Origin of the sequence: Nocardioides sp. (genome assembly GCF_030150155.1) — a bacterium.
Lineage (GTDB): Bacteria > Actinomycetota > Actinomycetes > Propionibacteriales > Nocardioidaceae > Nocardioides.
The window spans coordinates 1-24206 of the sequence record NZ_JASLGR010000049.1 but is presented as its reverse complement, the minus strand read 5'-3'; the positions used below and the strand labels follow the sequence as shown (position 1 = coordinate 24206).

The 24206-nt window shown below is 70.2% G+C and carries 22 protein-coding genes; 10 read left to right on the top strand and 12 right to left on the bottom strand.

Annotation, left to right across the window (positions count from 1 at the left end):
* Position 1: 1 nt before the first annotated feature.
* The 3 genes from Q1V88_RS15890 to Q1V88_RS15880 form a co-directional block, all read right to left on the bottom strand.
* Entirely contained in the window at positions 2-1237 is a 1236-nt protein-coding gene (locus Q1V88_RS15890) for a transcriptional regulator (RefSeq protein ID WP_300682270.1), read from the bottom strand.
* A gap of 101 nt (positions 1238-1338) precedes the next feature.
* Positions 1339-3492, bottom strand: coding sequence for a methylmalonyl-CoA mutase (gene scpA, locus Q1V88_RS15885; RefSeq protein ID WP_300682269.1), 2154 nt, complete (start codon positions 3490-3492; stop codon positions 1339-1341).
* Positions 3489-5249: a methylmalonyl-CoA mutase family protein gene (locus tag Q1V88_RS15880; protein WP_300682268.1), complete on the bottom strand. Its 1761-nt coding sequence runs from the start codon at positions 5247-5249 to the stop codon at positions 3489-3491. Before Q1V88_RS15880 ends, scpA begins: the two co-directional genes overlap by 4 nt.
* 178 nt (positions 5250-5427) lie before the next feature.
* Between Q1V88_RS15880 and Q1V88_RS15875 the strand changes: the two genes are divergently transcribed.
* From Q1V88_RS15875 to Q1V88_RS15855, 5 genes are all read left to right on the top strand, one after another.
* Positions 5428-6525, top strand: coding sequence for a PASTA domain-containing protein (locus tag Q1V88_RS15875; RefSeq protein WP_300682267.1), 1098 nt, complete (start codon positions 5428-5430; stop codon positions 6523-6525).
* A 115-nt stretch (positions 6526-6640) separates the two neighbouring features.
* Positions 6641-7354: a succinate dehydrogenase cytochrome b subunit gene (locus tag Q1V88_RS15870; protein WP_300682266.1), complete on the top strand. Its 714-nt coding sequence runs from the start codon at positions 6641-6643 to the stop codon at positions 7352-7354.
* A 25-nt stretch (positions 7355-7379) separates the two neighbouring features.
* Entirely contained in the window at positions 7380-9422 is a 2043-nt protein-coding gene (locus Q1V88_RS15865) for a fumarate reductase/succinate dehydrogenase flavoprotein subunit (protein ID WP_300682301.1), read from the top strand.
* The gene (locus Q1V88_RS15860) at positions 9419-10162 is read left to right on the top strand and encodes a succinate dehydrogenase/fumarate reductase iron-sulfur subunit (RefSeq protein ID WP_300682265.1); all 744 of its coding nucleotides are present in this window, start codon (positions 9419-9421) and stop codon (positions 10160-10162) included. The genes Q1V88_RS15865 and Q1V88_RS15860 overlap by 4 nt, the downstream gene beginning before the upstream one ends.
* Before the next feature lie 88 nt (positions 10163-10250).
* Positions 10251-11024, top strand: coding sequence for a sulfurtransferase (locus Q1V88_RS15855; RefSeq protein ID WP_300682264.1), 774 nt, complete (start codon positions 10251-10253; stop codon positions 11022-11024).
* Here Q1V88_RS15855 and Q1V88_RS15850 read toward each other — a convergent pair.
* The 4 genes from Q1V88_RS15850 to Q1V88_RS15835 are packed head-to-tail and all read right to left on the bottom strand — an operon-like array spanning position 10916 to position 15454.
* Complete coding sequence (locus tag Q1V88_RS15850) at positions 10916-12115, bottom strand: LLM class flavin-dependent oxidoreductase (protein ID WP_300682263.1); 1200 nt, start codon at positions 12113-12115, stop codon at positions 10916-10918. The genes Q1V88_RS15855 and Q1V88_RS15850 overlap by 109 nt on opposite strands.
* Positions 12115-13509: an NtaA/DmoA family FMN-dependent monooxygenase gene (locus Q1V88_RS15845; protein ID WP_300682262.1), complete on the bottom strand. Its 1395-nt coding sequence runs from the start codon at positions 13507-13509 to the stop codon at positions 12115-12117. Before Q1V88_RS15845 ends, Q1V88_RS15850 begins: the two co-directional genes overlap by 1 nt.
* The gene (locus tag Q1V88_RS15840) at positions 13506-14720 is read right to left on the bottom strand and encodes an LLM class flavin-dependent oxidoreductase (RefSeq protein WP_300682261.1); all 1215 of its coding nucleotides are present in this window, start codon (positions 14718-14720) and stop codon (positions 13506-13508) included. Before Q1V88_RS15840 ends, Q1V88_RS15845 begins: the two co-directional genes overlap by 4 nt.
* On the bottom strand, positions 14717-15454 hold the full coding sequence (locus Q1V88_RS15835) for a GNAT family N-acetyltransferase (protein WP_300682260.1): 738 nt from the start codon (positions 15452-15454) through the stop codon (positions 14717-14719). The genes Q1V88_RS15840 and Q1V88_RS15835 overlap by 4 nt, the downstream gene beginning before the upstream one ends.
* Positions 15455-15585: 131 nt before the next feature.
* Here Q1V88_RS15835 and Q1V88_RS15830 point away from each other — a divergent pair, with 131 nt between their 5' ends.
* The 4 genes from Q1V88_RS15830 to Q1V88_RS15815 are packed head-to-tail and all read left to right on the top strand — an operon-like array spanning position 15586 to position 19571.
* Entirely contained in the window at positions 15586-16596 is a 1011-nt protein-coding gene (locus Q1V88_RS15830; RefSeq protein WP_300682259.1) for an amino acid ABC transporter permease, read from the top strand.
* Entirely contained in the window at positions 16593-17375 is a 783-nt protein-coding gene (locus tag Q1V88_RS15825; RefSeq protein ID WP_300682258.1) for an amino acid ABC transporter ATP-binding protein, read from the top strand. Before Q1V88_RS15830 ends, Q1V88_RS15825 begins: the two co-directional genes overlap by 4 nt.
* Before the next feature lie 56 nt (positions 17376-17431).
* Positions 17432-18451 carry an ABC transporter substrate-binding protein gene (locus tag Q1V88_RS15820; protein WP_300682257.1) on the top strand — a complete coding sequence of 340 codons (1020 nt, stop codon included), beginning with the start codon at positions 17432-17434 and terminating at the stop codon, positions 18449-18451.
* Positions 18452-18464: 13 nt separating this feature from the next.
* Positions 18465-19571 (top strand): FAD-dependent oxidoreductase, encoded by a 1107-nt coding sequence (locus Q1V88_RS15815; protein WP_300682256.1) that lies wholly within the window; start codon positions 18465-18467, stop codon positions 19569-19571.
* Here Q1V88_RS15815 and Q1V88_RS15810 read toward each other — a convergent pair.
* The 4 genes from Q1V88_RS15810 to Q1V88_RS15795 are packed head-to-tail and all read right to left on the bottom strand — an operon-like array spanning position 19546 to position 23280.
* Positions 19546-20460: a YihY/virulence factor BrkB family protein gene (locus Q1V88_RS15810; RefSeq protein ID WP_300682255.1), complete on the bottom strand. Its 915-nt coding sequence runs from the start codon at positions 20458-20460 to the stop codon at positions 19546-19548. The two genes, Q1V88_RS15815 and Q1V88_RS15810, sit on opposite strands and share 26 nt — an antisense overlap.
* Before the next feature lie 3 nt (positions 20461-20463).
* On the bottom strand, positions 20464-20979 hold the full coding sequence (locus Q1V88_RS15805) for a 2'-5' RNA ligase family protein (RefSeq protein WP_300682254.1): 516 nt from the start codon (positions 20977-20979) through the stop codon (positions 20464-20466).
* 10 nt (positions 20980-20989) lie between these two features.
* Positions 20990-22024, bottom strand: coding sequence for a tryptophan--tRNA ligase (trpS, locus tag Q1V88_RS15800; protein WP_300682253.1), 1035 nt, complete (start codon positions 22022-22024; stop codon positions 20990-20992).
* Between the two features lie 41 nt (positions 22025-22065).
* On the bottom strand, positions 22066-23280 hold the full coding sequence (locus tag Q1V88_RS15795) for an MFS transporter (RefSeq protein WP_300682252.1): 1215 nt from the start codon (positions 23278-23280) through the stop codon (positions 22066-22068).
* A 75-nt stretch (positions 23281-23355) separates the two neighbouring features.
* Here Q1V88_RS15795 and Q1V88_RS15790 point away from each other — a divergent pair, with 75 nt between their 5' ends.
* Complete coding sequence (locus Q1V88_RS15790; protein WP_300682251.1) at positions 23356-23586, top strand: DUF3099 domain-containing protein; 231 nt, start codon at positions 23356-23358, stop codon at positions 23584-23586.
* Positions 23587-23630: 44 nt separating this feature from the next.
* Here the strand turns inward: Q1V88_RS15790 and Q1V88_RS15785 are convergent.
* Positions 23631-24206, bottom strand: a 576-nt coding sequence (locus tag Q1V88_RS15785; protein ID WP_300682250.1) for an HNH endonuclease signature motif containing protein, incomplete at its 5' end; no start/stop codon positions are given.

Here is a 24206-nt window from a genome sequence, read left to right as displayed (position 1 = left end):
CTCAGCGCAGGTCGCGATCCAGGGCGGCGAGGTGGTCGCGCACCCGGCCGTAGCGCGGCGAGGACTCCCCGATCAGGTCGAACGCCGCCTGCCAGACCTCCCAGTCGTCACGACCGTGGTCGGTGTCGGCGAAGCGGAGCAACGCGTCGGGGTTGCGTCCGGCGATCAGCGCCGCGCGGACCTGGGCGCGGACCCGTTCACGCAGGTCCCGCACGCCCGGCGCCTCCGAGCCGGGCAGCAGGTCGCCGCGGTAGCGATCCACCACGCCGCCGAGGTCCCCGACCCGGATCAGGTCACGCACCTCGTCGACGTCGAGGCGCAGTCGGCGGTCGATCCGGTAGGGCCGTCCGGCCAGCTCCAGACCATGCACTGCCAGCAGGGACCGCAGCCGCGAGAGCTCAGCCCGCAACGTCACCGGGGCCAGGTCGTCGTCGCGCAGCTGGACCGCGAGCGTCTCGCCGGTCAGGCCGTCAGCGTGGGCGGCGAGCAACACCACCAGCTCACTGTGCCGAGCGCTCAGCCGGGTGGCGCCGACAGCACTCTCGATCACCGCGCTCGCCATCCCCAAGGTGCGGACGACGACCTCGGCACGAGGCGCCGTCTCACGACGCAGTAGCCGCTGCAGCTGGAGCTCGCGCTCCACGGCCGCGACCGTGGCCCGCACGATCGACAGTGCCTGCGGGGAGGCCACGTCGTCACCACCGGTGACGTCGAGGGCGCCGAGCATCGCGCCGGTCTCAGGATCGTGGATCGGTGCCGCAGCACAGCTCCACGGCGTCACGGGCCGCGCCAGGTGCTCGGCGGCCACGATCTGGACCGGGGCGTCGAGGGCCAGGGCTGTGCCCGGGGCATTCGTGCCGGCCGCGGCCTCGCTCCAGACCGCACCCTCGACGAAGTGGATCGCCTCCATCCGGGCCTTGAGCTGGCCGGGCCCCTCGACCCACATCAGGCGGCCGGCGGCGTCGCTGATCGCGACCAGGAAGTCGCCCGCCTCCTCGACCAGCAGCCGTCGGATCACCGGCATCGCACCGGCCAGCGGATGGGCGCTGCGCCACTGCTCCAGGGCCTCGTCGACCAGGTCGACGGGTGGCCGGGCCGCCTCAGGGTCGAGGCCACCACGCAGGCTGCGACGCCAGGACTCGGCCACCACCGGGCGCACCGCAGCATCGGCCACCCCGGTGGCCAGGAAGCGCTCGTGGGCCTGAGTGAGATCGCTACGCGACTGCGGCAACCGCATGACACGAGCCTACGTGAGGACCGTCACACTGCCTATGGACGACGATCCCCGCACCGGTCCGGTGCGGGGATCGTCGTACGACCGCGAAGGCGGTGCCCAGGTCAGTGGTCGAGCTGCGCCCGGAGGTCCTTGAGCAGACCGACCGCCGCGGTGGCGATGACGGTGCCGGGCAGGAAGACCTCCGCGGCACCCATCTCCTTGAGGGTGGCGACGTCGTCGGGCGGGATGACCCCACCGATGACGACCATGATGTCCGGCCGGCCCTGAGCCGCCAGCGCCTCCTTGAGCGCAGGCAGCAGCGTCAGGTGTCCGGCCGCGAGCGAGGAGACTCCCACGATGTGGACGTCGGCGTCGACGGCCTGCTGGGCGACCTCCTCGGGGGTGGAGAACAGCGGGCCTACGTCGACGTCGAAGCCGAGGTCCGCGAAGGCCGACACGATCACCTTCTGGCCTCGGTCGTGGCCGTCCTGGCCCATCTTGGCGACCAGGATCCGGGGACGACGGCCTTCGGCCTCCTCGAACTCCTCGGTCGCAGCCAGCACCTCGGACACCGCCGAGGTGCCCGCCTCGGACGTTGCTGCCTCGTCGCGGTACACGCCGGAGATCGTACGGATCACGGCCTGGTGACGGCCATAGGCCTTCTCCACGGCGTCGGAGATCTCACCGACGGTGGCCTTGGCGCGGGCGGCGTCGACGGCCAGTGCGAGCAGGTTGCCCTTGGCCGGGTCGCCCGCAGCGGCGGTGAGCGCGTCGAGGGCGGCGGCCACGTCGGCGTCGTTGCGCTCGGCGCGCAGGCGCTCCAGCTTGGCGATCTGGGAGCGGTAGACCTCGTTGTTGTCGACCTTGAGCACCTCGAGCGGGTCCTCGGAGGCGAGTCGGAACGTGTTGACGCCGATCACCTTCTGGGCGCCGGAGTCGATCCGGGCCTGGGTGCGGGCGGCCGCCTCCTCGATCCGCATCTTCGGGATGCCCTGCTCGATCGCCTTGGCCATGCCGCCGGCGGCCTCGGCCTCGGCGATGTGCGCCCAGGCGCGGGTGGCGAGGTCGTGGGTCAGCTTCTCCACGTAGTACGAGCCGGCCCACGGGTCGATGATCCCGGTCGTGCCCGACTCCTGCTGGAGCAGCAGCTGGGTGTTGCGCGCGATCCGGGCCGAGAAGTCGGTCGGCAGCGCGATCGCCTCGTCCAGGGCGTTGGTGTGCAGCGACTGGGTGTGGCCCTGGGTCGCCGCCATCGCCTCGATCGCGGTCCGCCCGACGTTGTTGAAGACGTCCTGCGCGGTCAGCGACCAGCCCGAGGTCTGGGAGTGGGTCCGCAGCGAGAGCGACTTGGCCGACTTCGGCTCGAAGTCGGCGACCAGGCGCGACCACAGCGCCCGGGCCGCGCGCATCTTGGCGACCTCCATGAAGAAGTTCATCCCGATCGCCCAGAAGAAGGACAGTCGCGGCGCGAACGCGTCGATCCCGAGGCCGGCGTCAAGACCGGTGCGGATGTACTCGACACCGTCGGCCAGGGTGTAGGCCAGCTCCAGGTCGGCGGTCGCCCCGGCCTCCTGCATGTGGTAGCCGGAGATCGAGATCGAGTTGAACCGCGGCATGTTCTGCGCGGTGTAGGCGAAGATGTCGCCGATGATCCGCATCGACCCGGCCGGCGGGTAGATGTAGGTGTTGCGGACCATGAACTCCTTGAGCACGTCGTTCTGGATCGTGCCGGCGAGCTGCTCGGGCTTCACGCCCTGCTCCTCGGCCGCGACGATGTAGAGCGCGAGCACCGGCAGGACGGCACCGTTCATCGTCATCGAGACCGACATCTGGTCCAGCGGGATGCCGTCGAAGAGGGTGCGGGTGTCGTAGATCGAGTCGATCGCGACACCGGCCATGCCGACGTCGCCGCGCACGCGCGGGTGGTCGGAATCGTAGCCACGGTGGGTGGCCAGGTCGAAGGCGACACTGAGGCCCTTCTGCCCCGCCGCGAGGTTGCGACGGTAGAAGGCGTTGGACTCCTCGGCGGTGGAGAAGCCGGCGTACTGCCGGATCGTCCACGGCTGCGAGGTGTACATCGTGGGGTACGGGCCACGCAGGAACGGGCTCAGGCCCGGGTAGGTGTCGAGCCCGTCGAGACCGGCAAGGTCGGCGGCGGTGTACGCCGGCGCGATCTCGATCCCCTCGGGGCTGACCCAGCCACTGCCGACCGGCAGGGTCGGCTCGCTGAGCTCATCGAGACTCAGCGGGATCTGTGAGAAATTCGGCGGAATCATGCGCCGAGCTCCTTCCGGGTCTGCACGAGGAAGTCGAGTGCGTCGACCCCCATCGCGGCACTGGCGTCGGCGAAGTCAGCAGGCTTCCCGGCGATGATGACATGGCGCGCACCGGCGGCGCGCAGGGCGGTGGCCGCCTCGGCACCCCAGGTCGCGTACGCCTCATCCGATCCCGCCAGCATGACGACCGGCTGGCCGGCGTACGACGCCACCAGGTCGTCGACACCGGCGGTGGCGCCCGCCACCACGACGTCGATGCCGCCGGCGGCGAGCAGGTTGGAGGCGAAGGTGGCACGCGCGGTGTGCTGGGCGACGGTGCCGAGAGTGGCGAGGTAGACCGGCGTCGTGATCGGGGCGTCACGCAGCGCCTCGAAGTCGGCACCGTAGCGACGCACCCGGTCGTTGAGCGGGTCAGCGGCCCGCTCGGGCAGGGTCTCGGCGAGGTTGGGGAACTCGGTCAGGCCGGTCAGCGGCCGCTTGCGCCGGGCGATCTCGGCGCTGCGCTTGGCCACCACGGCGTCGATCCGGGCACGGAAGCCGGAGAAGTCGTGACCGCTCTCCCACTCCCCCTCCAGGACCTGGAACTCCGACCAGCCGGCCAGGGCGAGGTCGTTGGTGAGCTGCTCGACGGCGTAGGAGCCACCGGCCGGGTCGGCCACCGCGGCGACGTGGGACTCGTCGATCAGCAGGTGGTTGACGTTGCGGGCGATCCGGCGGCCGAAGGCCTCGGGCCGGCCGTTGGCCGAGTCGAAGGGCAGCACCGTGACGGCGTCGGCACCGGCGACACCGGCGGCGAACGCGGCGACGGTGGCGCGCAGCATGTTCACGTACGGGTCGTACTTGGACTGCATCGGCCGGCTGGTGACGGCGTGGATCCGGGTCTCGACCGAGGTCGCGCCGGAGTGGGTCAGCACGCTGGCCCACAGGGTGCGCGCGGCACGCAGCTTCGCGATCGTGGGGAACTGCTCGTCGGTCGCGGCGAAGCGGAAGTCGATCAGGGCGGCGGCCTCGTCGACGCTGAAGGCGCCACCGGCCGCGGCGGTGAGCCAGCGCAGGTAGGCGGTGCCCACTGCGATCGCCCAGCCCAGCTCCTGGGCGTCGCTCGCGCCCAGGTCGTGAGCAGCCGTGGCGTCGACCACGATCGCGCGGACGTCGGCACCCCAGGCCTTGCGAGCCAGGCCGGTCAGCTCGGCCACGGCCTCGTCGACGGCCAGCGGGATCTCGCGCAGCATCGCGCCGAGCGGGTCGATGCCCAGGTTGGAGTCGGCGTGCTTCACCCCGGGCAGTGCCAGGAACGCCTCAGCCACCGCAGCGGTCGCGGTCGGGGCGTCGAGCACCACCGGCGCGAGGTCGAGCAGGACGCCGTCGAGGGAGGCGGCCACGTCGGTGGTGCCGTCGGCGGCGAGCCAGACGCTGGTGGCGCCGGCGTCGAGGTCGGCCAGGGCCTCCTCGCGCGCGACCGTGGCACCGCCGGCGCCCGCACCCGGAGCGATCAGGCTCCGGATGTCCCAGGCGCCCGGCCGGGTCGGTCGTACGGCGACCACGGGTCCGCCGGGCAGGCCCAGCGGGGCTATCGCGACATCGTCGAGCGTCGTGCGCCCCAGCTTCTGCCACACACGGTCATCGGGATCATCGTCGCTGAGCCGTCGCGCCTTGCGGAGGACAGCGGCCGCCGCTGCCTCCCACTCCGCCTGAGTGTGTGCGTCCTCAGGGCGGGTCAAGGGGACGGGCTGCGACGTTGCAGTGGCCTCGGTCATAAGGACGGACTTTAGGAGTGCGGAGTGGCGCACGCCACAGAGTGTGAACTACGCGACGTTGGAAAGTCGCGTTGGAACGATCCAGAGCAGTATCGTTCCCGCTGGTCGGGAACAACCGTCCGACGGTGTCAACGGGAAACGGCAGAAAATGACGCGCGGTGCCATTAACGTCCGGCCGGTGACGTACCTTCGCGCCCTCCCCCGCCTCGTCGCCGGCATCGCCGGCCTCGCCCTCATCCCCGTGATGATGGCCCCCGCCCATGCCGCCACCGGCGCCTCCCGGACCTGGGTCTCCGGCGTCGGCGACGACGCCAACCCGTGCTCGCGCACCGCCCCGTGCAAGACCTTCGCCGGCGCGATCGGCAAGACCGCCGAGGGCGGCGTGATCAGCGTCCTCGACCCGGGTGGCTTCGGCGCCGTGACCATCACCAAGTCGATCACCATCAACGCCGACTCCTCCATCGCCAGCATCCTGGCGGTCGGCCAGGGCTCAGCCATCACCATCAACGCCCCCGCGACCGCGAAGGTCACCCTGCGCGGCCTCGACCTGATCTCGTTCAACGATCCGGGCACCTGCGCCACGGAGGCCGGCATCAGGATCCTCAGCGCCGGCACCGTCCGCCTCGACGACCTCACCCTCAATGGCTTCGGCACCGGCGTCGACGTACCGACGACGTCCTCGCTCGCCCTGGCGATGAGCGACCTCGACATCAGCGGATCCTGCACCGCCGGTATCTCCCTGGCCCCCGCCGACGCCGACACCGCCACCAGCACGCCGGCCGGCTCGGTCACGGCGACGCTGTCGGGCTCGTCGATCACCGACAACCCGGTCGGCCTCGCCGTCACGGCCCGCGCCGAGCTCTGGGCCTCCACCTCCCGGATCGCGCACAACACCACCGGCCTCGCCCTCCAGCAGGGCATCGCCCACCGCGGCTGCGGCGTGGAGCTGGTGGCGAACACCACCAACGGCGCGTTCACCGACGCGACCTGTGCCGACACCGCGCCGGCGAGCACGACGCCCACGACCCCGGCCACCCCGGCAGCGCCCGTGACCACGAAGCCCGCGCAGACGACGTACTGCATCGTGCCCAGCCTCCGCGGTCGCACGCTCGCCGATGCCAAGAGCGCCCTCGCCGCGGCGCACTGCCGTGTCGGCCGGATCCAGCGGACCACTGCGAAGGCCAAGCTGCGCAACAAGGTGGTCAAGCAGAAGGTGCAGCCTGGGGTGATCGCCCGGCAGGGCACCCGGATCGCCCTCGTCCTCGGCCGCCGCTGAGACTCAGCCCGGAGTCCGTCCGGTCGCTGATCCACAGCGACCGGGCGGCCTTCGGAGGAAACTCACAGCGCCCCCGATGACACCACGCACGTCGCCGCAGGTATCGTAGCCAGACGTGGCAACCACCGAACTCGTCAAGGGAGTGCGCGCGACGCACTCGACGATCGCGCTGAAACTGGCCATGGCCGCCAGCGGCATCGTCTTCATCCTGTTCGTCCTCGTGCACATGTACGGCAACCTGAAGGCCTTCGCGGGCCACGATGCCTACAACGAGTACGCCGAGCACCTGCGGACCCTCGGGACCCCGATGCTCCCCTACGCCGGCTTCCTCTGGATCCTGCGCGTCGTGCTGATCGTCTCCCTGGTGGTCCACGTGGCCTCCGCGGCGACGCTCGCCAAGCGCGCGGTCAAGGCGCGCCCGGTCAAGTACGCCGTGAAGAAGAACGTGGCGTCCTCGCTCTCCTCGCGCACCATGCGCTGGGGCGGCGTGACGCTGCTGCTCTTCGTGATCTGGCACCTCCTCCACTTCACCATCTTGAAGGTGAACATCGAGGAGGGCACCAGCGGCGTCAACGATCCGTACAACAACCTGGTGGGTGCCTTCGCGGGCTCCGCGTGGTGGATGACGGTGATCTACCTGATCGCCATGCTCGCTCTGGGCTTCCACCTCCACCACGGCACGTTCAGCGCCTGCCAGACCCTCGGCCTGACCAACACCGTCGCCTCCCGCGCGCGGGCCCGCAGCTTCGGCTGGGTCGTGGCCATCGTGATCGCCGGCGGCTTCTCGTTGGTCCCCCTCTTCACGCTCTTCGGCGTGATCGCGCTCTAAGGACGAATTCGTGGCATCCATCGATCTGCTCAACCCCCAGCCGACCAACGCGGCCCCGGTTCAGACCTCCGACGACGCAGCGGGCTACTACGAGCTCGGCGAGAAGCTCGTCGACGCCAAGGCGCCGACCGGTCCGATCGCGACCCGCTGGACGAACCGCAAGTTCGAAAACCGCCTGGTCAACCCGGCGAACCGTCGCAAGCTCGACATCATCATCGTCGGCACCGGCCTGGCCGGCGGCGCTGCCGCCGCCACCCTCGGCGAGGCCGGCTACAACGTGAAGTCCTTCTTCTACCAGGACTCCCCGCGCCGGGCGCACTCGATCGCCGCCCAGGGCGGCATCAACGCGGCGAAGAACTACAAGGAGGACGGCGACTCGATCTACCGTCTCTTCTACGACACGGTGAAGGGCGGCGACTACCGTGCCCGCGAGTCGAACGTCTACCGCCTGGCCGAGGTCAGTGCGAACATCATCGACCAGTGCGTCGCTCAGGGCGTTCCGTTCGCCCGCGAGTACGGCGGCCTGCTCGACAACCGCTCCTTCGGTGGCGTCCAGGTCTCCCGGACGTTCTACGCCCGTGGCCAGACGGGCCAGCAGCTGCTGCTCGGTGCCTACCAGGCCCTGGAGCGCCAGGTTGCTGCCGGCACCGTGACGCCGTACAACCGCCACGAGATGCTCGACGTGATCATCGTCGACGGTCGTGCCCGCGGCATCATCACCCGTGACATGGTCTCCGGCGCTGTCGAGACCCACCTGGCCGACGTCGTCGTCCTGGCCACGGGTGGCTACGGCAACGTCTTCTACCTGTCGACCAACGCGATGGGCTCGAACGTCACCGCCGCCTGGCGTGCGCACCGCAAGGGCGCCTACATGGCCAACCCCTGCTACACGCAGATCCACCCGACCTGCATCCCGGTCACCGGTGCTCACCAGTCGAAGCTGACCCTGATGAGCGAGTCCCTGCGTAACGACGGCCGGATGTGGGTTCCCAAGAACGCCGCCGACGTCACCAAGAAGCCGCAGGACATCCCCGAGACTGACCGCGACTACTTCCTGGAGCGGATCTATCCGTCCTTCGGAAACCTGGTCCCCCGTGACATCGCCTCGCGTGCTGCGAAGTACATGTGCGATGAGGGCCGCGGTGTCGGTCCCGAGGTCGACGAAGTCCAGCAGGACGGCACCCACATCAAGGTGCGCCGTGGTGTCTACCTCGACCTCACCGACGCGATCAAGCGTCTGGGCCGCGACGCGATCGAGGAGAAGTACGACAACCTCCTCGACATGTACGCCCGGATCACCGGCGAGGACCCCTACGCGGGCCCGATGCGGATCTACCCGGCCGTGCACTACGTCATGGGTGGCCTCTGGGTCGACTACGAGCTCTCCACCAACATCCCCGGCCTGTACTGCGCCGGCGAGGCGAACTTCTCCGACCACGGTGCCAACCGTCTCGGTGCCTCCGCGCTGATGCAGGGCCTGTCCGACGGCTACTTCGTCCTCCCGAACACCATCCGCGACTACCTCGCCGACGGCCCGTTCGAGAAGGTCTCCGAGGACCACCCGGCCGTGGTCGAGGCCAAGGCTGCCGTCCAGGCCCAGATCGACACCTTCATGTCGATCAACGGCGAGCGCTCGGTGGAGTCCTTCCACAAGGAGCTCGGCCACATCATGTGGGAGTACTGCGGCATGGAGCGCACGGCGGAGGGTCTCAAGACCGCCATCGCGAAGATCCGTGACCTCAAGAAGGAGTTCTGGACCAACGTGAAGGTGCTCGGCAAGGCCGAGGACCTCAACCAGGACCTGGAGAAGGCCGGCCGCGTGGCCGACTTCATCGAGCTCGGTGAGCTGATGTGCATCGACGCGCTCAACCGTCGCGAGTCGTGCGGTGGTCACTTCCGTGCCGAGTCCCAGACCGAGGACGGCGAGGCGCTGCGTCACGACGACGAGTTCGCCTACGTCGCTGCCTGGGAGTGGGGCGGTGACTCGCTCGAGGGCGGGAAGCCGGTCCTGCACAAGGAAGACTTGATCTACACCGCCATCGAAATGAAGCAGAGGTCCTACAAGTGAAGTTCACCCTCAAGATCTGGCGTCAGGCCGGGCCTGCCGAGGCGGGCGCCCTGCACACCTACTCGCTCGACGGCGTGTCCACCGACATGTCGTTCCTGGAGATGCTCGACCTGCTCAACGAGCAGCTCATCCACTCCGGCGAGGAGCCGATCGCGTTCGACTCCGACTGTCGCGAGGGCATCTGCGGCATGTGCTCCCTGATGATCAACGGTCAGGCGCACGGCCCCGAGGTCACCACGACCTGCCAGCTGCACATGCGGTCGTTCAAGGACAACGACACGATCACGATCGAGCCCTGGCGCTCGGGCTCGTTCCCGATCATCAAGGACCTGATCGTCGACCGCGGCGCGTTCGACCGGATCATCTCCAACGGCGGCTTCATCTCCGCCAACACGGGTTCGGCCCCCGAGGCCAACTCCGTGCCGGCCGCGCGTGACAAGGCCCAGCGGGCCTTCAACGTCGCGACCTGCATCGGCTGTGGTGCCTGCGTCGCCGCCTGCCCGAACGGCTCGGCCTCGCTCTTCCTCGGCGCGAAGATCACCCACCTGGGCGAGCTTCCGCAGGGCCAGCCGGAGCGGTACTCCCGCGTCGCCTCGATGGTCGCCCAGCACGACCACGAGGGCTTCGGTGGCTGCACCAACATCGGCGAGTGCGCTGCGGCCTGCCCCAAGGGCATCCCGCTCGACGTCATCTCGCAGCTCAACAAGGACCTGCGCGACTCGATCAAGCAGGGCCACTGAGCCTGTAGCACCAGCGACAGGGCCGCTCTCCTCCGGGAGGGCGGCCCTTCGCCGTACACCACACCGGGCGCGATCTAGACTGAGCGCCGTGTCATCGGTGCTGAACGTCTCCGCCTATCTCTTCACCCCGCTCGATGACCGCGAGACCCTGCGCGAGACCCTGATGGCGCGCTGCGTGGAGGCCGAGCTCAAAGGCACGATCCTGCTCGCGTCGGAGGGCATCAACCTCTTCCTTGCCGGTACGCCGAGCGGCGTACGCGGACTGCTGGAGCTGCTGCGCACCGAGGAGCGGTTCGCGGCCCTGGAGGCCAAGGAGTCGTGGTCGGCCGAACAGCCGTTCGGCAAGATGCTGATCAAGCTCAAGAACGAGATCATCAGGATGGACCACCCCACGATCCGTCCCGCCGACGGCAGGGCCTCGTCGGTCTCGGCGGCGACCCTGCAGCGCTGGCTCAGCGACGGGCACGACGACGAGGGTCGCGAGGTGGTCATGCTCGATACCCGCAACGCGTTCGAGGTCGACTACGGCACCTTCACCGGCGCCCTGGACTTCCGGATCGAGAAGTTCACCGAGTTCCCCGACGCGGTGCTCTCCCACCGCGACCAGCTCGCCGACAAGACCGTGGTGAGCTTCTGCACCGGAGGGATCCGGTGCGAGAAGGCCGCGATCTTCATGGCCGAGGCCGGGCTGGCCCGTGTGCACCAGCTCGAGGGCGGCATCCTGAAGTACTTCGAGGAGGTCGGCGGGGAGCACTACACCGGCGACTGCTTCGTCTTCGACGGTCGCGAGGCGCTGACGCCCACGCTCGAGCCGTCCACCGCACCGACCCGTCGGGCCCACTCAGCGGCGATCAGCTCGTAGGACCGCAGCCGGTCGGCGTGGTCGTGGGTGATCGTGGTCAGCGCGACCTCGTCGGCGCCGGTCGCCTCGACGAGCTGCTCGATCCGGTCGGCGACCTGGGCCGGTGAGCCGACGAACTGGGTCGCCAGCCGGTCGGCGACCAGTGCCCGGTCGGCGTCGTTCCACTCCCACTGCCGGGCCTCGTCGGGCGTCGGGAAGGCGATCGCTCCCTCCCCGGACCTGATCGAGCGCACCCAGAGCGCGTAGCCGCCTGCCAGCTCCCGGGCGGTCTCCTCGTCGGGTGCCACCACGACGTCGGCGCTGACGGCGACGTACGGCTCGGGCACGTCGGCCGAAGGCCTGAACGCCGCCCGGTAGGCGTCGACGGCGTCGATCACCCCGGCCGGTGCGACGTGGTAGTTCGCCGCGAAGCGCAGGCCCCGCTCCCCCGCCACCCGCGCGGACTCGCCGCCGGTGCTGCCGAACACCCACGGCTGTACGGCGGCACCCTCGCCGGGCACGACGTGCAGGTCGACACCCTCGGGAGACTTCCACGTCCCGTCGAGGAAGCTCAGGATCTCGTCGACCACCTCACCGTAGGAGCGCTGCTCGGGGCTCGGTGCCAGCAGGCGGCGCTGCGCGGCGAACCGGGGCGAGTCCAGCAGCCCGGCGACGCTGAACGGGGGCGGGACCAGCAGGCCGTTGGCGGTGCGGCCCTCGACCACCCGCTCGGAGGTCCGCGGCGGACCGCCTGGGGCGCCACCGACTGCGGAGCGCCCCAGGCCGAGGTCGAACCGGCCCGGATGCAGGGCGTCGAGCAGGCCGAACTCCTCGACGGTGGCCAGAGTGCTGCGGTAGCCGAGCTGGACCGCCCCGGAGCCGAGCCGGATCCGCCGGGTGGCCGCAGCGGTGGCGGCCAGGGCGATCGCCGGACTCGTCCCGGCGACGCCAGGGTTGAGGTGGTGCTCGGCGAACCAGTACCGCTGGTAGCCCCAGGCCTCGGCCTGCTGGGCGAGGTCGATGGAACGCCGTAGTGCTTCGGTGGCCGAGGAGCCGGAGGTGATCGGGATCAGGTCGAGGACGCTGAGCGTGACCGGGGTCGCGGCGCTCATCACGCACTCACCTTCCGGGCCGCGGGACGGTCGGGGTGGGCCAGGCCGAGGTGGTGACGCAGGGTGGGGCCCTCGTACTCGGTGCGATGCACGCCGGCCTCCTGGAGCAGCGGCACCACCTGGTCGACGAACGCGTCGAGCCCGCCGGGAGTCAGGTGCGGGACCAGCACGAAGCCGTCGGCAGCGTCGTCCTGGACGAAGGTGCTGATCTTGCGGGCAATCGTCGCCGCCGACCCGATGAAAGACTGCCGACCGGTGACTTCGATGATCAGTTCCCGGGTGGTCAGCCCCTCGGCCTCGGCCCGAGCACGCCAGTCGCGGGCGGTGGCGACCCGCTCACTGTGGAACCGGGCACTGGCGCGGCCCTGGGCGTGCAGCCCCTCGACCTCGGTGTCGACCGGGTCGAACGAAGGCAGCGGTCCGTCGGGGTCATGGCCAGCCAGGTCGGTGTTCCACAGTTGCTCCAGGAAGGCGATCGCGGTCGCCGGGGAGACCTGGGCGAGGCGGACCTCGTGGGCCAGGTAGGCGGCCTCGGCGTCGGTGTCGCCGAGCACGAAGGTCGCCGCCGGCAGGATCAGCAGCTCGTCGTGGCTGCGCCCGTAGCGAGCCAGACGGCCCTTGACGTCGGCGTAGAACCGGCGCCCGTCGTCGTACTGGGAGTGGCGGCTGAAGATCGCGTCGGCCTGGGCGGCGGCGAACTCGCGGCCCTCCTCGGAGTCGCCGGCCTGGAGGATCACCGGGCGCCCCTGAGGGGAGCGCGGCACGTTGAAGTGCCCCTCGATGTCGAACTGCCGGTTCTGGATCCGGAACCGTCCGGCGTCGGGGCGGGTGAGGAACTGACCGGTCGACGCGTCGGCGGCCAGGTCATCCTCGCGCCAGGAGTCCCACAGCGTCTGCGCCGCCTCCAGGAACGTGATCGCCCGCTCGTAGCGCTGCGACTGCGGCAGGTAGCCGCCCCGGCGGAAGTTCTCCCCGGTGAAGGTGTCCCAGCTGGTCACCACGTTCCACGCCGCCCGGCCCTCGGAGAGATGGTCGAGGGAGGAGAACTGGCGGGCTACCTCGTAGGGCTCGTTGAAGGTCGAGTTGATCGTGCCGGCCAGGCCCAGGTGGGTCGTGACAGCGGCCAGCGCGCCCAGCACCGTCAGGTTGTCGGGGCGCCCGACGACGTCGAGGTCGTAGATCGAGCCACCCTGCTCCCGCAGCCGGAGGCCTTCGGCGAGGAAGAAGAAGTCGAACTTCCCACGCTCGGCGGTCTGGGCCAGATGCTGGAAGGAGGCGAAGTCGATGTGGCTGCCCGCGGCCGGGTCGCTCCACACCGTGGTGTTGTTGACTCCCGGGAAGTGGGCGGCCAGGTGGACCTGCTTGAGCGGCTTGCTCGACGGGGTGGTGCTCATCGGTGGGCTCCTACGGGTGCGTAGCGGTTGGCGGGGCGGGTGAGGCCAAGGTGCCCGCGCAGGGTGTCGGCCTCGTAGGCGGTGCGGACCAGGCCGCGGCGACGCAGCTCGGGCGTCAGGTCGGTGACGATCCGGTCGAGGTCGTCGGGCAGGACCGCCGGCCGGAGTCGGAAGCCGGTCAGCCCGGTGCTGTGCCAGTCGGCCAGCAGGTCGGCGAGCCCGGTCGGCGTACCGACGAAGAGCTCGGCGTCGGAGCGGAACGGAGCTCCAGCCAGGTCGTCGAGGCGGGCCAGGCGGCTACGCGCGTGGGCGTCGGTCTCGCCGAGTACGACGACCAGGTCGGCCCAGAGGTGGAGCGGTTCGGCGGCGGCAGGGCCGGCCAGCCGCAGCGCCCGCAGCCGGGTGACCAGCTCGGCCGCCTCCGCGTTGCTGTGCGGGGTGAGGAAGCCCAGGTCGGTGTGGTCGGCGACCAGGGTGAACGGGATCTGCGCGTGGGCCAGCGCCGCCACGATCGGCTGTCCCTGCGGCGGACGCGGCGTGATCGAGGGGCCGCGCACCGAGAACCGGCTGCCCTCGAAGTCGATGTAGTGCAGCCGGTCGACGTCGACGAACCGTCCGGTGGCGACGTCGCGGATCTCGGCGTCGTCCTCCCACGAGTCCCACAGCCGACGCAGCACCTCGACGTAGTCACCGGCCTCGGTGAACAGGTCGGCGACGACGGCTGCGGCGGCGGGGTCGCCGGCGGCGTAGTCCCGCAGCGAGATCGCGGGCTGCTCGCGCCGGCCGAGGTGGCGGGCCGAGACCGCGCTGGCGTCGACCTGCACGCGTACGCCGGCACGACCGCGACTCACGTAGTCGAGGGTCGCGATCGCCTTGGACAGGTGGAACGGCTCGGTGTGGGTGACCACGGCGGTGGGGAGCAGTCCGATCCGCTGGGTGAGCGGTGCCACCCGGGCGGCGATCTGGACGGCGTCGAGGCGGCCGCGGATCCGGTCGGTGCGGGGATCGTCGTCGAGGGACGCCTCCGACTGGAGCCGGAGGCCGTCCTCGATCGTGACCAGGTCGAGCAGACCCGACTCGGCCCGGGCGACCAGGTCGGCCCAGTAGCCGGGGGTGAAGAGCGCGCCGGGGCGCACTCCTGTCTCGGCCCAGGCGCCGGGATGCCAGCCGGCCCCGTCGAGGGCGACGGCGAGGTGGAGGGGTGCGCTCATCGGTCGGTTCCGTTCTGGTCGGTCTGGCTGGTCGGGCCGGTCTGGCTGGTGGGGGTGCGGAGGAGGGCGAAGGTGGTGTGGATCCGGGTCTTGAAGCCGAGCGCCTCGTAGAGCCGGACGGCGTTGATGTTGGTCTGCGCGGCGTGCAGCAGCGGATGGTCCCCGCGCTCGCGGATGGCGTGGGCGACGGCGCGGACCAGTCGCCCGGCCAGGCCCTGGCCGCGGTAGCGCTCGTCGGTGGCGACGGCACTGATCTCGGTCCAGCCCGCGGGGTGCATCCGCTCCCCTGCGATCGCGATCAGCTCACCGTCGCGACGGAGGCCGAGGTAGCCGCCGAGCTCGATCGTGCGGGGCAGGAACGGCCCGGGCTTGGTCCGGGCGATCAGGTCGAGGATCGCCGGCACGTCGGCGGCGCCGAGCGCCACCGCCTCGGGGTCGGGCGCGGCATCGACGGCGATGTCGACCATCTGGTATCCCTGGCCGGTCTCGATCACGTCCCATCCACGCGGGGGCGTGATCTGGGCGCCGGTGAGGGTGACCACCTGCCCTGGACCGGCGAGGTCGGCGAGGTCGGACCACCCGGGATCGGTCGGATCCCAGGGCGCGGCGAGGGCCGAGGCGAAGGAGACCTCGGGCTGGTAGCGGCGGGCCGCACCACGACTCTGAGCGAACCGCTGGTGGGGTCCGGTCAGGGCATGCCAGGCCGGGTTGTCGAGGAGTGAGTCATCGGGCACTCCCCCACCATGACCCCTCGGCCGTCCCGAATGAGACGGAAGTCCACATTCCGGACAAACTAAATAAAATTACTCGACTTTCTGCATGATGGGCCGTGACAGCACGACCACCCCACCCTGAGGAGCCTCGCGTGAGTGTCACATCCGAACCCGCGCTCGACCCGAGCCCGACCCTCGCCGCTACGGCATCGCCGGCGCCCACCACCTCCATCACCACGACCGCCGCCCCCGCCGTGCTCAGCGAGCGCGCCGTCCCCCGCCGACACTGGGTGCGCTGGACGATCAGCGCCGTCGTCGCCCTGCTGCTGGTCTCGCTGGTGACCGGGATCGCGCGGAACCCGAACTACCAGTGGGAGCTCTTCTGGGGGTACTTCACCCGTCCGGTGGTGCTCCAGGGCCTCCGCCTGACCCTGCTGGTGACGCTGTACGCCGGCGTCCTCGGGTTCGTCCTCGGGGTGGTCCTGGCCCTGGCCCGGCTGTCGGGCTCGGGGCTGGTCAACGCCGCCGCCTGGTTCTACATCTGGTTCTTCAGGTCGCTGCCGCTGACGGTGCTCCTGATCATCGTCTTCAACGCCTCCCAGTTCTTCCCCACCCTGGCCCTGAAGCTGCCGCTGCTGCCGGCCCTGTTCAGCACCCAGACGCCGCTGCTGCTGCCCGCCCTGGTCGCGGGCGTGGTGGCGCTGGCGATGAACGAGGCCGCCTACGCCGCCGAGCTGATCCGCGGCGGCATCCTGTCCGTGGACGCCGGCCAGATCGAGGCGGCCACCGCGCTCGGCCTCTCCCCGCGTCGCCGGCTGCTGCGGATCGTGCTGCCTCAGGCGCTGCGCTCGATCGTGCCGGGCTACGTCAACCAGCTGATCGGGCTGGTGAAGATGAGCTCGCTGGTCTACTACGTCGGTCTGGCCGACATGTTCACCGCCGTCTACATCCTGGAGAGCCGCACCCCCAACGACATCGTGCCGATCCTGCTGGCCGGCTCGGCCTGGTACCTGGTGATCGCGACGGTGCTGTCCGTCGCGCAGTACTACATCGAGCGGTACTACGCCCGCGGTGCCGTCCGCACGCTGCCGCCGACACCGTGGCAGCGTCTGCGACGCAGCCTCAGCGGCGCCCGGGTCCGACTCGCCGAGGTGACCCGATGAGCGCCCCCGCCGTGGCCGTCGTGGCCGCCGTGGAGGTCCGCGCGGCCCGCAAGGCCTTCGCCGGCCAGCAGGTCCTCTCCGGGATCGACCTGGCCCTGCCGGCCGGATCGGTGACGGTGATCCTCGGGCCGTCCGGCTCGGGCAAGTCCACCCTGCTCCGGGCTATCAACCACCTCGAGCCCCTGGACACCGGCTACGTCGCCGTCGGCGGCGAGCTGATCGGGGTCGAGGAGCGCCGCGGCCGGCTGCACGAGCTGGCGCCGCGGGCGATCCGCCGCCAGCGCACCCGGATCGGGTTCGTCGCCCAGAGCTTCAACCTCTTCGCCCACCTGACCGCGGCCGACAACGTCGCCGAGCCGCTGCTGGCCCATCGCCGGCTCCCCCGGCGCGAGGCCCGGGCCCGCGCCGTCGAGCTACTCGGCCGGGTCGGTCTCGGCGAGCGCGGCGACGCCTTCCCGCGCCAGCTCTCCGGCGGACAGCAGCAGCGCGTGGCGATCGCCAGGGCCCTGGCACTGGAGCCCGAGGTCCTGCTCTTCGACGAGCCCACCTCGGCACTGGACCCCGAGCTCGTCGGCGAGGTGCTGGCCGTGATCCACCGCCTGGCCGCCGACGGCGCCACGTTGGTGATCGTCTCCCACGAGATCGGCTTCGCCCGCGAGGTCGCCGATCACGTCGTCTTCATCGACGGCGGCGTAATCGTCGAACAGGGGCCGCCCGCGGCCGTGATCGACGCACCCAGCCACCCTCGCACCCGCGAATTTCTCGGAAGGGTCCGCTGACGTCGTACGTCGGCACGGCCCGCACCACCCCCTCCCCTCCCACCCGAAGGAACCCGATGTCCCTCCACCGTCCCCTCGTCCGCACGCTCGCAGCGCTCACCTCGGTGGCAGCCGTGGCCGTCTCGCTGACCGCCTGCGGCTCCGACGCCTCCTCTTCGGCGGCCGCCGCCACGAAGGCCACTGACGGCACCACCCAGGTGACGATCGCTGCGAAGGCGGGCGACTCCTACCCCTCGACCACGCTGGCGGTGCCGGAGGTGGCACAGATCCGCGCCACGCTGCCGGCCGCGGTCACCCAGGCCGGCACGCTGACCATCGGGATCGGGGCGCTGCCCACCGGCTTCCCGCCGCTGGCCTACGTCGGCACCGACGACTCCACCCTGACCGGTGCTGAGCCCGACCTGGGCCGTCTGGTCGCAGCCGTGCTCGGCCTCAAGCCGGAGGTGGTCAACGCCACCTGGGACAACCTCTTCGTCGGGATCGACTCGGGCCGGACCGACGTCGGCTTCTCGAACATCACCGACACCGAGAAGCGCAAGGAGAAGTACGACTTCGCCTCCTACCGGCAGGACAACCTGAGTTTCATCGTGGCGGCGAAGAGCGCGCTCACCTTCAGCGGCGACCCGGCCCCCCTGGCCGGGTTGACGATCGCCGTCTCGGCGGGCACCAACCAGGAGAAGATCCTGATCGAGTTCAGCAACAAGCTGAAGGCCGAGGGTAAGAAGCCGATCACGATCAAGTACTTCGCCGACACCACCTCGACCTGGGCGGCACTGGAGTCGGGGCAGATCGACGCCTACTTCGGCCCGAACCCGACCAACGCCTACCAGGTCGCTCAGACCAAGGACCGATTCCGGATCGCGGGCACGTACTCCGGTGCCGGCTCCACCCTCCAGGGCCTGATCGCGGCGACGGTGAAGAAGGGCTCTGGCCTGGCCGAGCCGGTCGCGAAGGCGATCGACTACCTGATCAAGAACGGCCAGTACGCCACCTGGCTGAAGACCTACGGGATCTCCAACGAGGCGGTGACGTCCTCACAGATCAACCCGCCGGGGCTGCCGCTGGACAACTCCTGAACGGGTCGGGTCGATGACTTCGAAGGTCGTCGTGGTCGGTGGCGGCGTCGTCGGCGCCGCCACCGCCTGGCAGCTGGCCCGACTCGGTGCCGAGGTCGTGCTCGTGGAGCAGTTCGCTCCCGGCCACGACCGCGGCTCCTCGCACGGCTCCTCACGGATCTTCAGGCTGGCCTACCCCGAGGCCGACTACGTCGCGCTGGCCTCACGGGCGCTGGAGCTGTGGCGATCCCTGGAGTCGGCCGCGGGTGCCGACGTACTCACGCTCACAGGCGGCGTCGATCACGGTCCGGTCGAGGTGACCTCCGCACTGGAGGCCACGTTGAGCGCCGCAGGTCACCGCAGCGAGCGGCTGAGTCCGTCCGAGGCGGCGCGGCGCTGGCCGGGCCTGCGGTTCGACACCTCGGTACTCGTCCATCCCGATGCGGGCCGGGTCGACGCCGATGCCGCCGTGCAGGCGCTGTACGCCGCCTCCGCGACGCTCGGGGTGGAGATCCGCACCCACACCCGGGTGGAGCGGATCTCACCGTCACTGGACCACGTCCTGGTGACGTTGAGCGGGCTGACCACGATCACCGCCGACCGGGTGGTGGTCGCGGCGGGCGGGTGGCTTCCGACGCTGTTCGGCGACCTGTTCCCCGCAGCGCCGCCGGTGCGGGTGACGCAGGAACAGCCGATCCACCTGGCCGCCGCCACACCCCTGGCCTGGCCCAGCTTCATCCACCACGAGGGAGCCGCCCTGCCGACCGGGACCGGGGTCTACGGGCTGGGAGCGCCGGAGGGGGTCAAGATCGGTCACCACGGGATCGGGCCGGTGGTCGATCCCGACCACCGTGACCGCAGCGTCGACCCGGCCCGGGTGGAGGCGCTGGTCGACTACGCCCGGACCTGGCTGCCCGGGGTCGACACCCACACCGTCACCGCGTCGACCTGCCTGTACTCCACCACGCCGTCGAGCGACTTCGTGATCGACGCCGAGGGCCCGGTGGTGCTGGCCAGCGCCTGCTCGGGGCACGGCTTCAAGCACGCCCCCGCGGTCGGTGAGCTGGCCGCTCAGGTGGCGCTGGGACTGGCCTCGGCACCGGAGCGGTTCCGGTTCAGCTCGGTTCCGTCGGTTCGGTAGGTTCGGTCGGTTCGGTGACCCGGGGCCGGACCTCGCAGGCGTACGACGCCGCATAGAACGTGACCCTGCTGAAGTAGTTGATCCACACCAGCAGCACCAGCGCCACCCCGAAGGCCTGGAACGCCGGGGAGCCGCGCACCGAGCCGAGCACCAGGAAGGAGATGATCTTCAGCACCTCGAAGCCGAACGCTGCCAGCGCGGAGGCTTCCCACAGCGAGCGGTGCGGCAGCCCGGGGTTGCCGACCAGCCTGAAGATCACGAAGAACAGCAGCACGCTGACCGCCCAGGAGGCCACGTGCGCCAGGATCGTGAGCGCGACGCTGGAGCCGAGGCCCAGCCAGTCGGCGACGTCGGCGGAGAACGAGGTCAGGGTCTGGGCTCCGACCACCGAGACCAGCAGCACCACCCCGATCACGACCATCGCCAGCAGGTCAAGCCCCTTGGCCTTGAGGAAGCCGGGCTTGTCGTCCTCGGGGATCTCGAAGACGGTGTACAGCGCCGTGCGCAGCGCGTCGACCCAGCCGGTGCCGGCGTACGCGACACCGAGGACGCCGACGACCCCGGCCCAGCCGCTGAACCGCTCCAGGTCCGACAGCGAGATCTGTCCGTCACCGGTGCCGATCAGGCCCGGGATGACCTGGTTGAGCGCCGAGGTGAGGCCGTGCTCGGCCTCGGGCCAGACCTGTTCGATCACGCTGATCGCGAAGACGGCGAGCGCGAGGATCGGGAAGAACGACAAGAAGCCGAAGTACGTCGTCGCGCCGGCCTGCTGGGAGGCGCCGGTGCGCGAGTAGTGCTCCTGGACACGCAGCACCAGATCGAGTGCTCTGCTCCGCTCTCGCACGTCCTCGAATGTCGCCTTTGCGCGTTCGACCACTGCGAGAGCCATCCCTCATCCTCCGAGCGAGAAGGTATGGGTCGGATGCCACCGACCGTCGGGATCGAGGATATAGAGCGTGAAGTCCTCGACGCTAAAGGTCGCGTCGAAGTCGGCGAACTCGGCCTCGGCCTGGTCGAGCCTCTCCTCGGGCAGCTGGTGGGCCACCGTGACGTGCGGGTGGTAGGGCCAGGCCAGGTCGATGCCGAGCGGGCCGCTGCACACCTGCTGCTCCAGGGCGTCGCACTGCTCGGAGCCCTCGGTGAGGGCAACGTAGACCACCGGGTTAATCGGCCTGAACGTGCCGGTGCCGCGCAGCCGGATCTCGAACGGCTGCACCTGTGCCGCGGCGGCGGTGAGGTGGTCGACGACGCCGGAGATCATCGTGGTGGACAGCCCCACCGGCGGCAGCAGCGTGACGTGGGGCGGGATCAGGTCGGCCATCGGGTCGCCGATCCGCTCCCGGAACTCCTGGAGGGCACTCCCCCAGGGTTCCGGGACCGGAACGACGACGCCGATGGTCTGCACCACAGGTGCGGCCTCAGTTGAACGGCGGGACGAAGCCCACCTGGTCGTAGACGTCGGCGAGGGTCTTGCTCGCCACCGCGCGGGCCTTCTCGGCACCGGCGGCGAGGACCGCCTTGAGCTCGGTCTGGTCCTCGAGCAGCTCGAAGGTCCGCTCCCGGAACGGGGTGACGAAGTCGACCACGACGTCGGCGAGGTCCTTCTTGAAGTCGCCGTACCCCTTGCCGGCGTAGTCGTCGACGAGCTTGTCGATGCTGATGTCGGTCAGCGCGGAGTAGATCCGCAGCAGGTTCGACACCCCCGGCTTGTTCTCCTCGTCGAAGCGGACCTCGGCCTCGGAGTCGGTGACGGCGGACCTGATCTTCTTCGCCGAGACCAACGGGTCGCCGAGCATGTCGATCAGGCCGTTGGGCGAGGAGGCCGACTTCGACATCTTCGCGGTCGGGTCCTGCAGGTCGTAGATCTTCGCGGTCTCCTTGACGATGTACGGCTCGGGGATGCGGAAGGTCTTCTTGTAACGGCTGTTGAACCGCTGGCCGAGGTCGCGGGTCAGCTCCAGGTGCTGGCGCTGGTCCTCGCCGACCGGGACGTAGGCCGGGCGGTAGATCAGGATGTCGGCCGCCATCAGCACCGGGTAGGTGAACAGGCCGACGGAGGTCGAGCCCTCGCCCTGCTTGAGGGACTTGTCCTTGAACTGCGTCATCCGGCGGGCCTCGCCGAAGCCGGTGAGGCACTCGAGGACCCAGGAGAGCTGCGCGTGCTCGGGGACGTGGGACTGGATGAAGATCGAGCTGCGCTCGGGATCGACACCGGCGGCCAGCAGCTGGGCGGCGGAGATCATGGTGCGCTTGGCGAGCACCTTCGGGTCCTGCTCGACCGTGATCGCGTGCTGGTTGGCGATGAAGAAGAACGGCTCGTAGTCGGCCTGGAGCGCCTCCCAGTTCCGCACGGCACCGAGGTAGTTGCCCAGGTGATACGAGTCGGAGGTGGGCTGGATGCCGGAGAGCACCCGCGGGCGCGCCGCGGGCGTCGTGGAGGTTGCGTCAGGCATGCCTCCATTGTCGCCGTACGACGCGCTTGGCACCAACCGGGTCAGACGTGCTCCCCCGCGAAGGTCGGCGTGATCGCCGTACGGCGGTGGATCATGGCGCTCCACACCAGGATCACGACCCCCAGCACCGACAGCATCGAGCCGACCACGGCGGGCGCCCGGTAGCTGTAGCCGTGGTCGATCACGACGCCACCGAGGAACGCACCGAGGGCGTTGGCGATGTTGAGGGCGGCGTGGTTCATCGCCGCGCCGAGGGTGACGGCGTTGCCCGCGACGTCCATCAGCCGCAGCTGGAGGTTGACCACCAGGACCGAGGAGATCGCCGAGACGCAGAAGGCGATCGGCCACAGCGCCCAGCCGTGCGGGGCGAGTGCCCAGAACGCGAGCAGCGCGAGGCCGCCGCCGATGCCGGACAGGATCAGGGAGCGGTAGACCGACCACTGCGCGAGCTCGCCGGCAGCCCAGGTCCCGACCACCATGCCGAGACCGAAGGCGAGGGTGAAGAACGGGACCGCGCCCTTGTCCAGGCCGCCGACGTTGGTGACGGTCTTGGAGATGTAGGAGTACACGCAGAACATCCCGCCGAACCCGATCGCACCGGCGGCCATCGTGAGCCAGACCTGCAGGCTGCCGAAGAACTCACGTGCCTCCGAGCGCCCGGTCGCACTCGGGTCACCGGGCTGGTGCGGTACGGCGACGAACACCAGGACGACGGTGAGGACGGCGAGGGCCGCACAGGTCAGGTACGCCGCACGCCAGCCGGCACTCTGCCCGAGCCAGGTGGCCGCCGGCACGCCGATCACGTTCGCCACCGAGAGCCCCATCATCACGCCGGCGACGGCCCGACCACGGTTCTGCTCGGTGACCAGGTTGGCCGCGACCAGCGAGGCGACCCCGAAGTAGGCGCCGTGCGGCAGCCCGTCGAGGAACCGCGCCAGGGTCAGCAGCCCGAAGGACGACACCAGCGCGCTGATCAGGTTGAAGACGGCGTACAGGCCCATGAAGCTAAGCAGGAGCTCCTTGCGCGGCAGCGCCGCTGCGAAGAAGGAGAGGATCGGCACGCCGACCACGACCCCGAGCGCGTACGCCGTGATGAGATGCCCCGCCGAGGGCACGCTCACGCCGACGCCGTCGGCGATCTCGGGCAGGACGCCCATCGTCGCGAACTCGGTGGTCCCGATCGCGAAGCCACCCACGGCCAGGGCCAGGATGGCCCACACAGGGTTGCGGAGGGGTGCGGCAGCGCTCTGGGTCACGTGGTGCGGCAACGTCGGCAGGGGGCAGGAGTATTCCGACCTACACTGGAATGAGACCCAGGAGGGGTGAGGACCATGCCACGCCACCACGTCACGATCACTCAGGTTCCGCGCTCGCACGGCGAGCAGCTCCAGCAACGGGAACGCCTGTACTTCGCGCTGATGGGAGTCTGCCTGCTGTTGATCCTGGTCGCCTGGACCCTGGTCCGACTGTGGTCCACCCCGGCGGCGGTGACGATGTCCCTGATCGCCGCGGTGATCCCGCCGATCGCGGCCATCGCAGCGAACTCCGGCGACCACCGCTGAGGCTGGCTGCCCCGTCGCTGGGCCGCCGCTGCCCCGGCACTGGGTCACGGTGGACTCTCCCGTGGAGCGAACGTGACGGTGCCGTCGGCGGTGACCTCGTAGGTCGTGGTGGGGTCGTGGGCGTGGTGGTGACACCGGCTGCAGAGCAGGAGGGCGTTGGCCAGGTCGGTAGGCCCGCCGGTCATCCAGCCGGTGTCGTGGTGGGCTTCGCAGTAGGACGCGGGCCTGGTGCAGCCCTGGCCCTGACAGGACGTATGTCGTAGCCGTAGTGCCCGCACCTGGGCGGGACTGAAGAGCCGGGTGCGACGACCCAGGTCAAGGACCTCCCCATGTGTCCCGAGGACTGCGGGGATCAGGTCGTGGGTGCACGCCAGACGCCGTGCCTCGGTGGCACTGATCAGGTCTTCGCCCGCGGGGGCCTGCACGATCGCAGCACCCAGCCCGGACCGCAGGTGGTCCAGGGAGACGGTGATGAACAAGGTCGCCGCAGTGGTGCCGTGGACCGGTAGCCGGTCCATCGGGATCCGCGAAAGCAACTCCACGAACGCATGACCCAGTTTGTGTGGGGCCGGCATCGCCCACCACGGCCGTGGTGAGATGGTGGCCTCTCCGGACTCAGG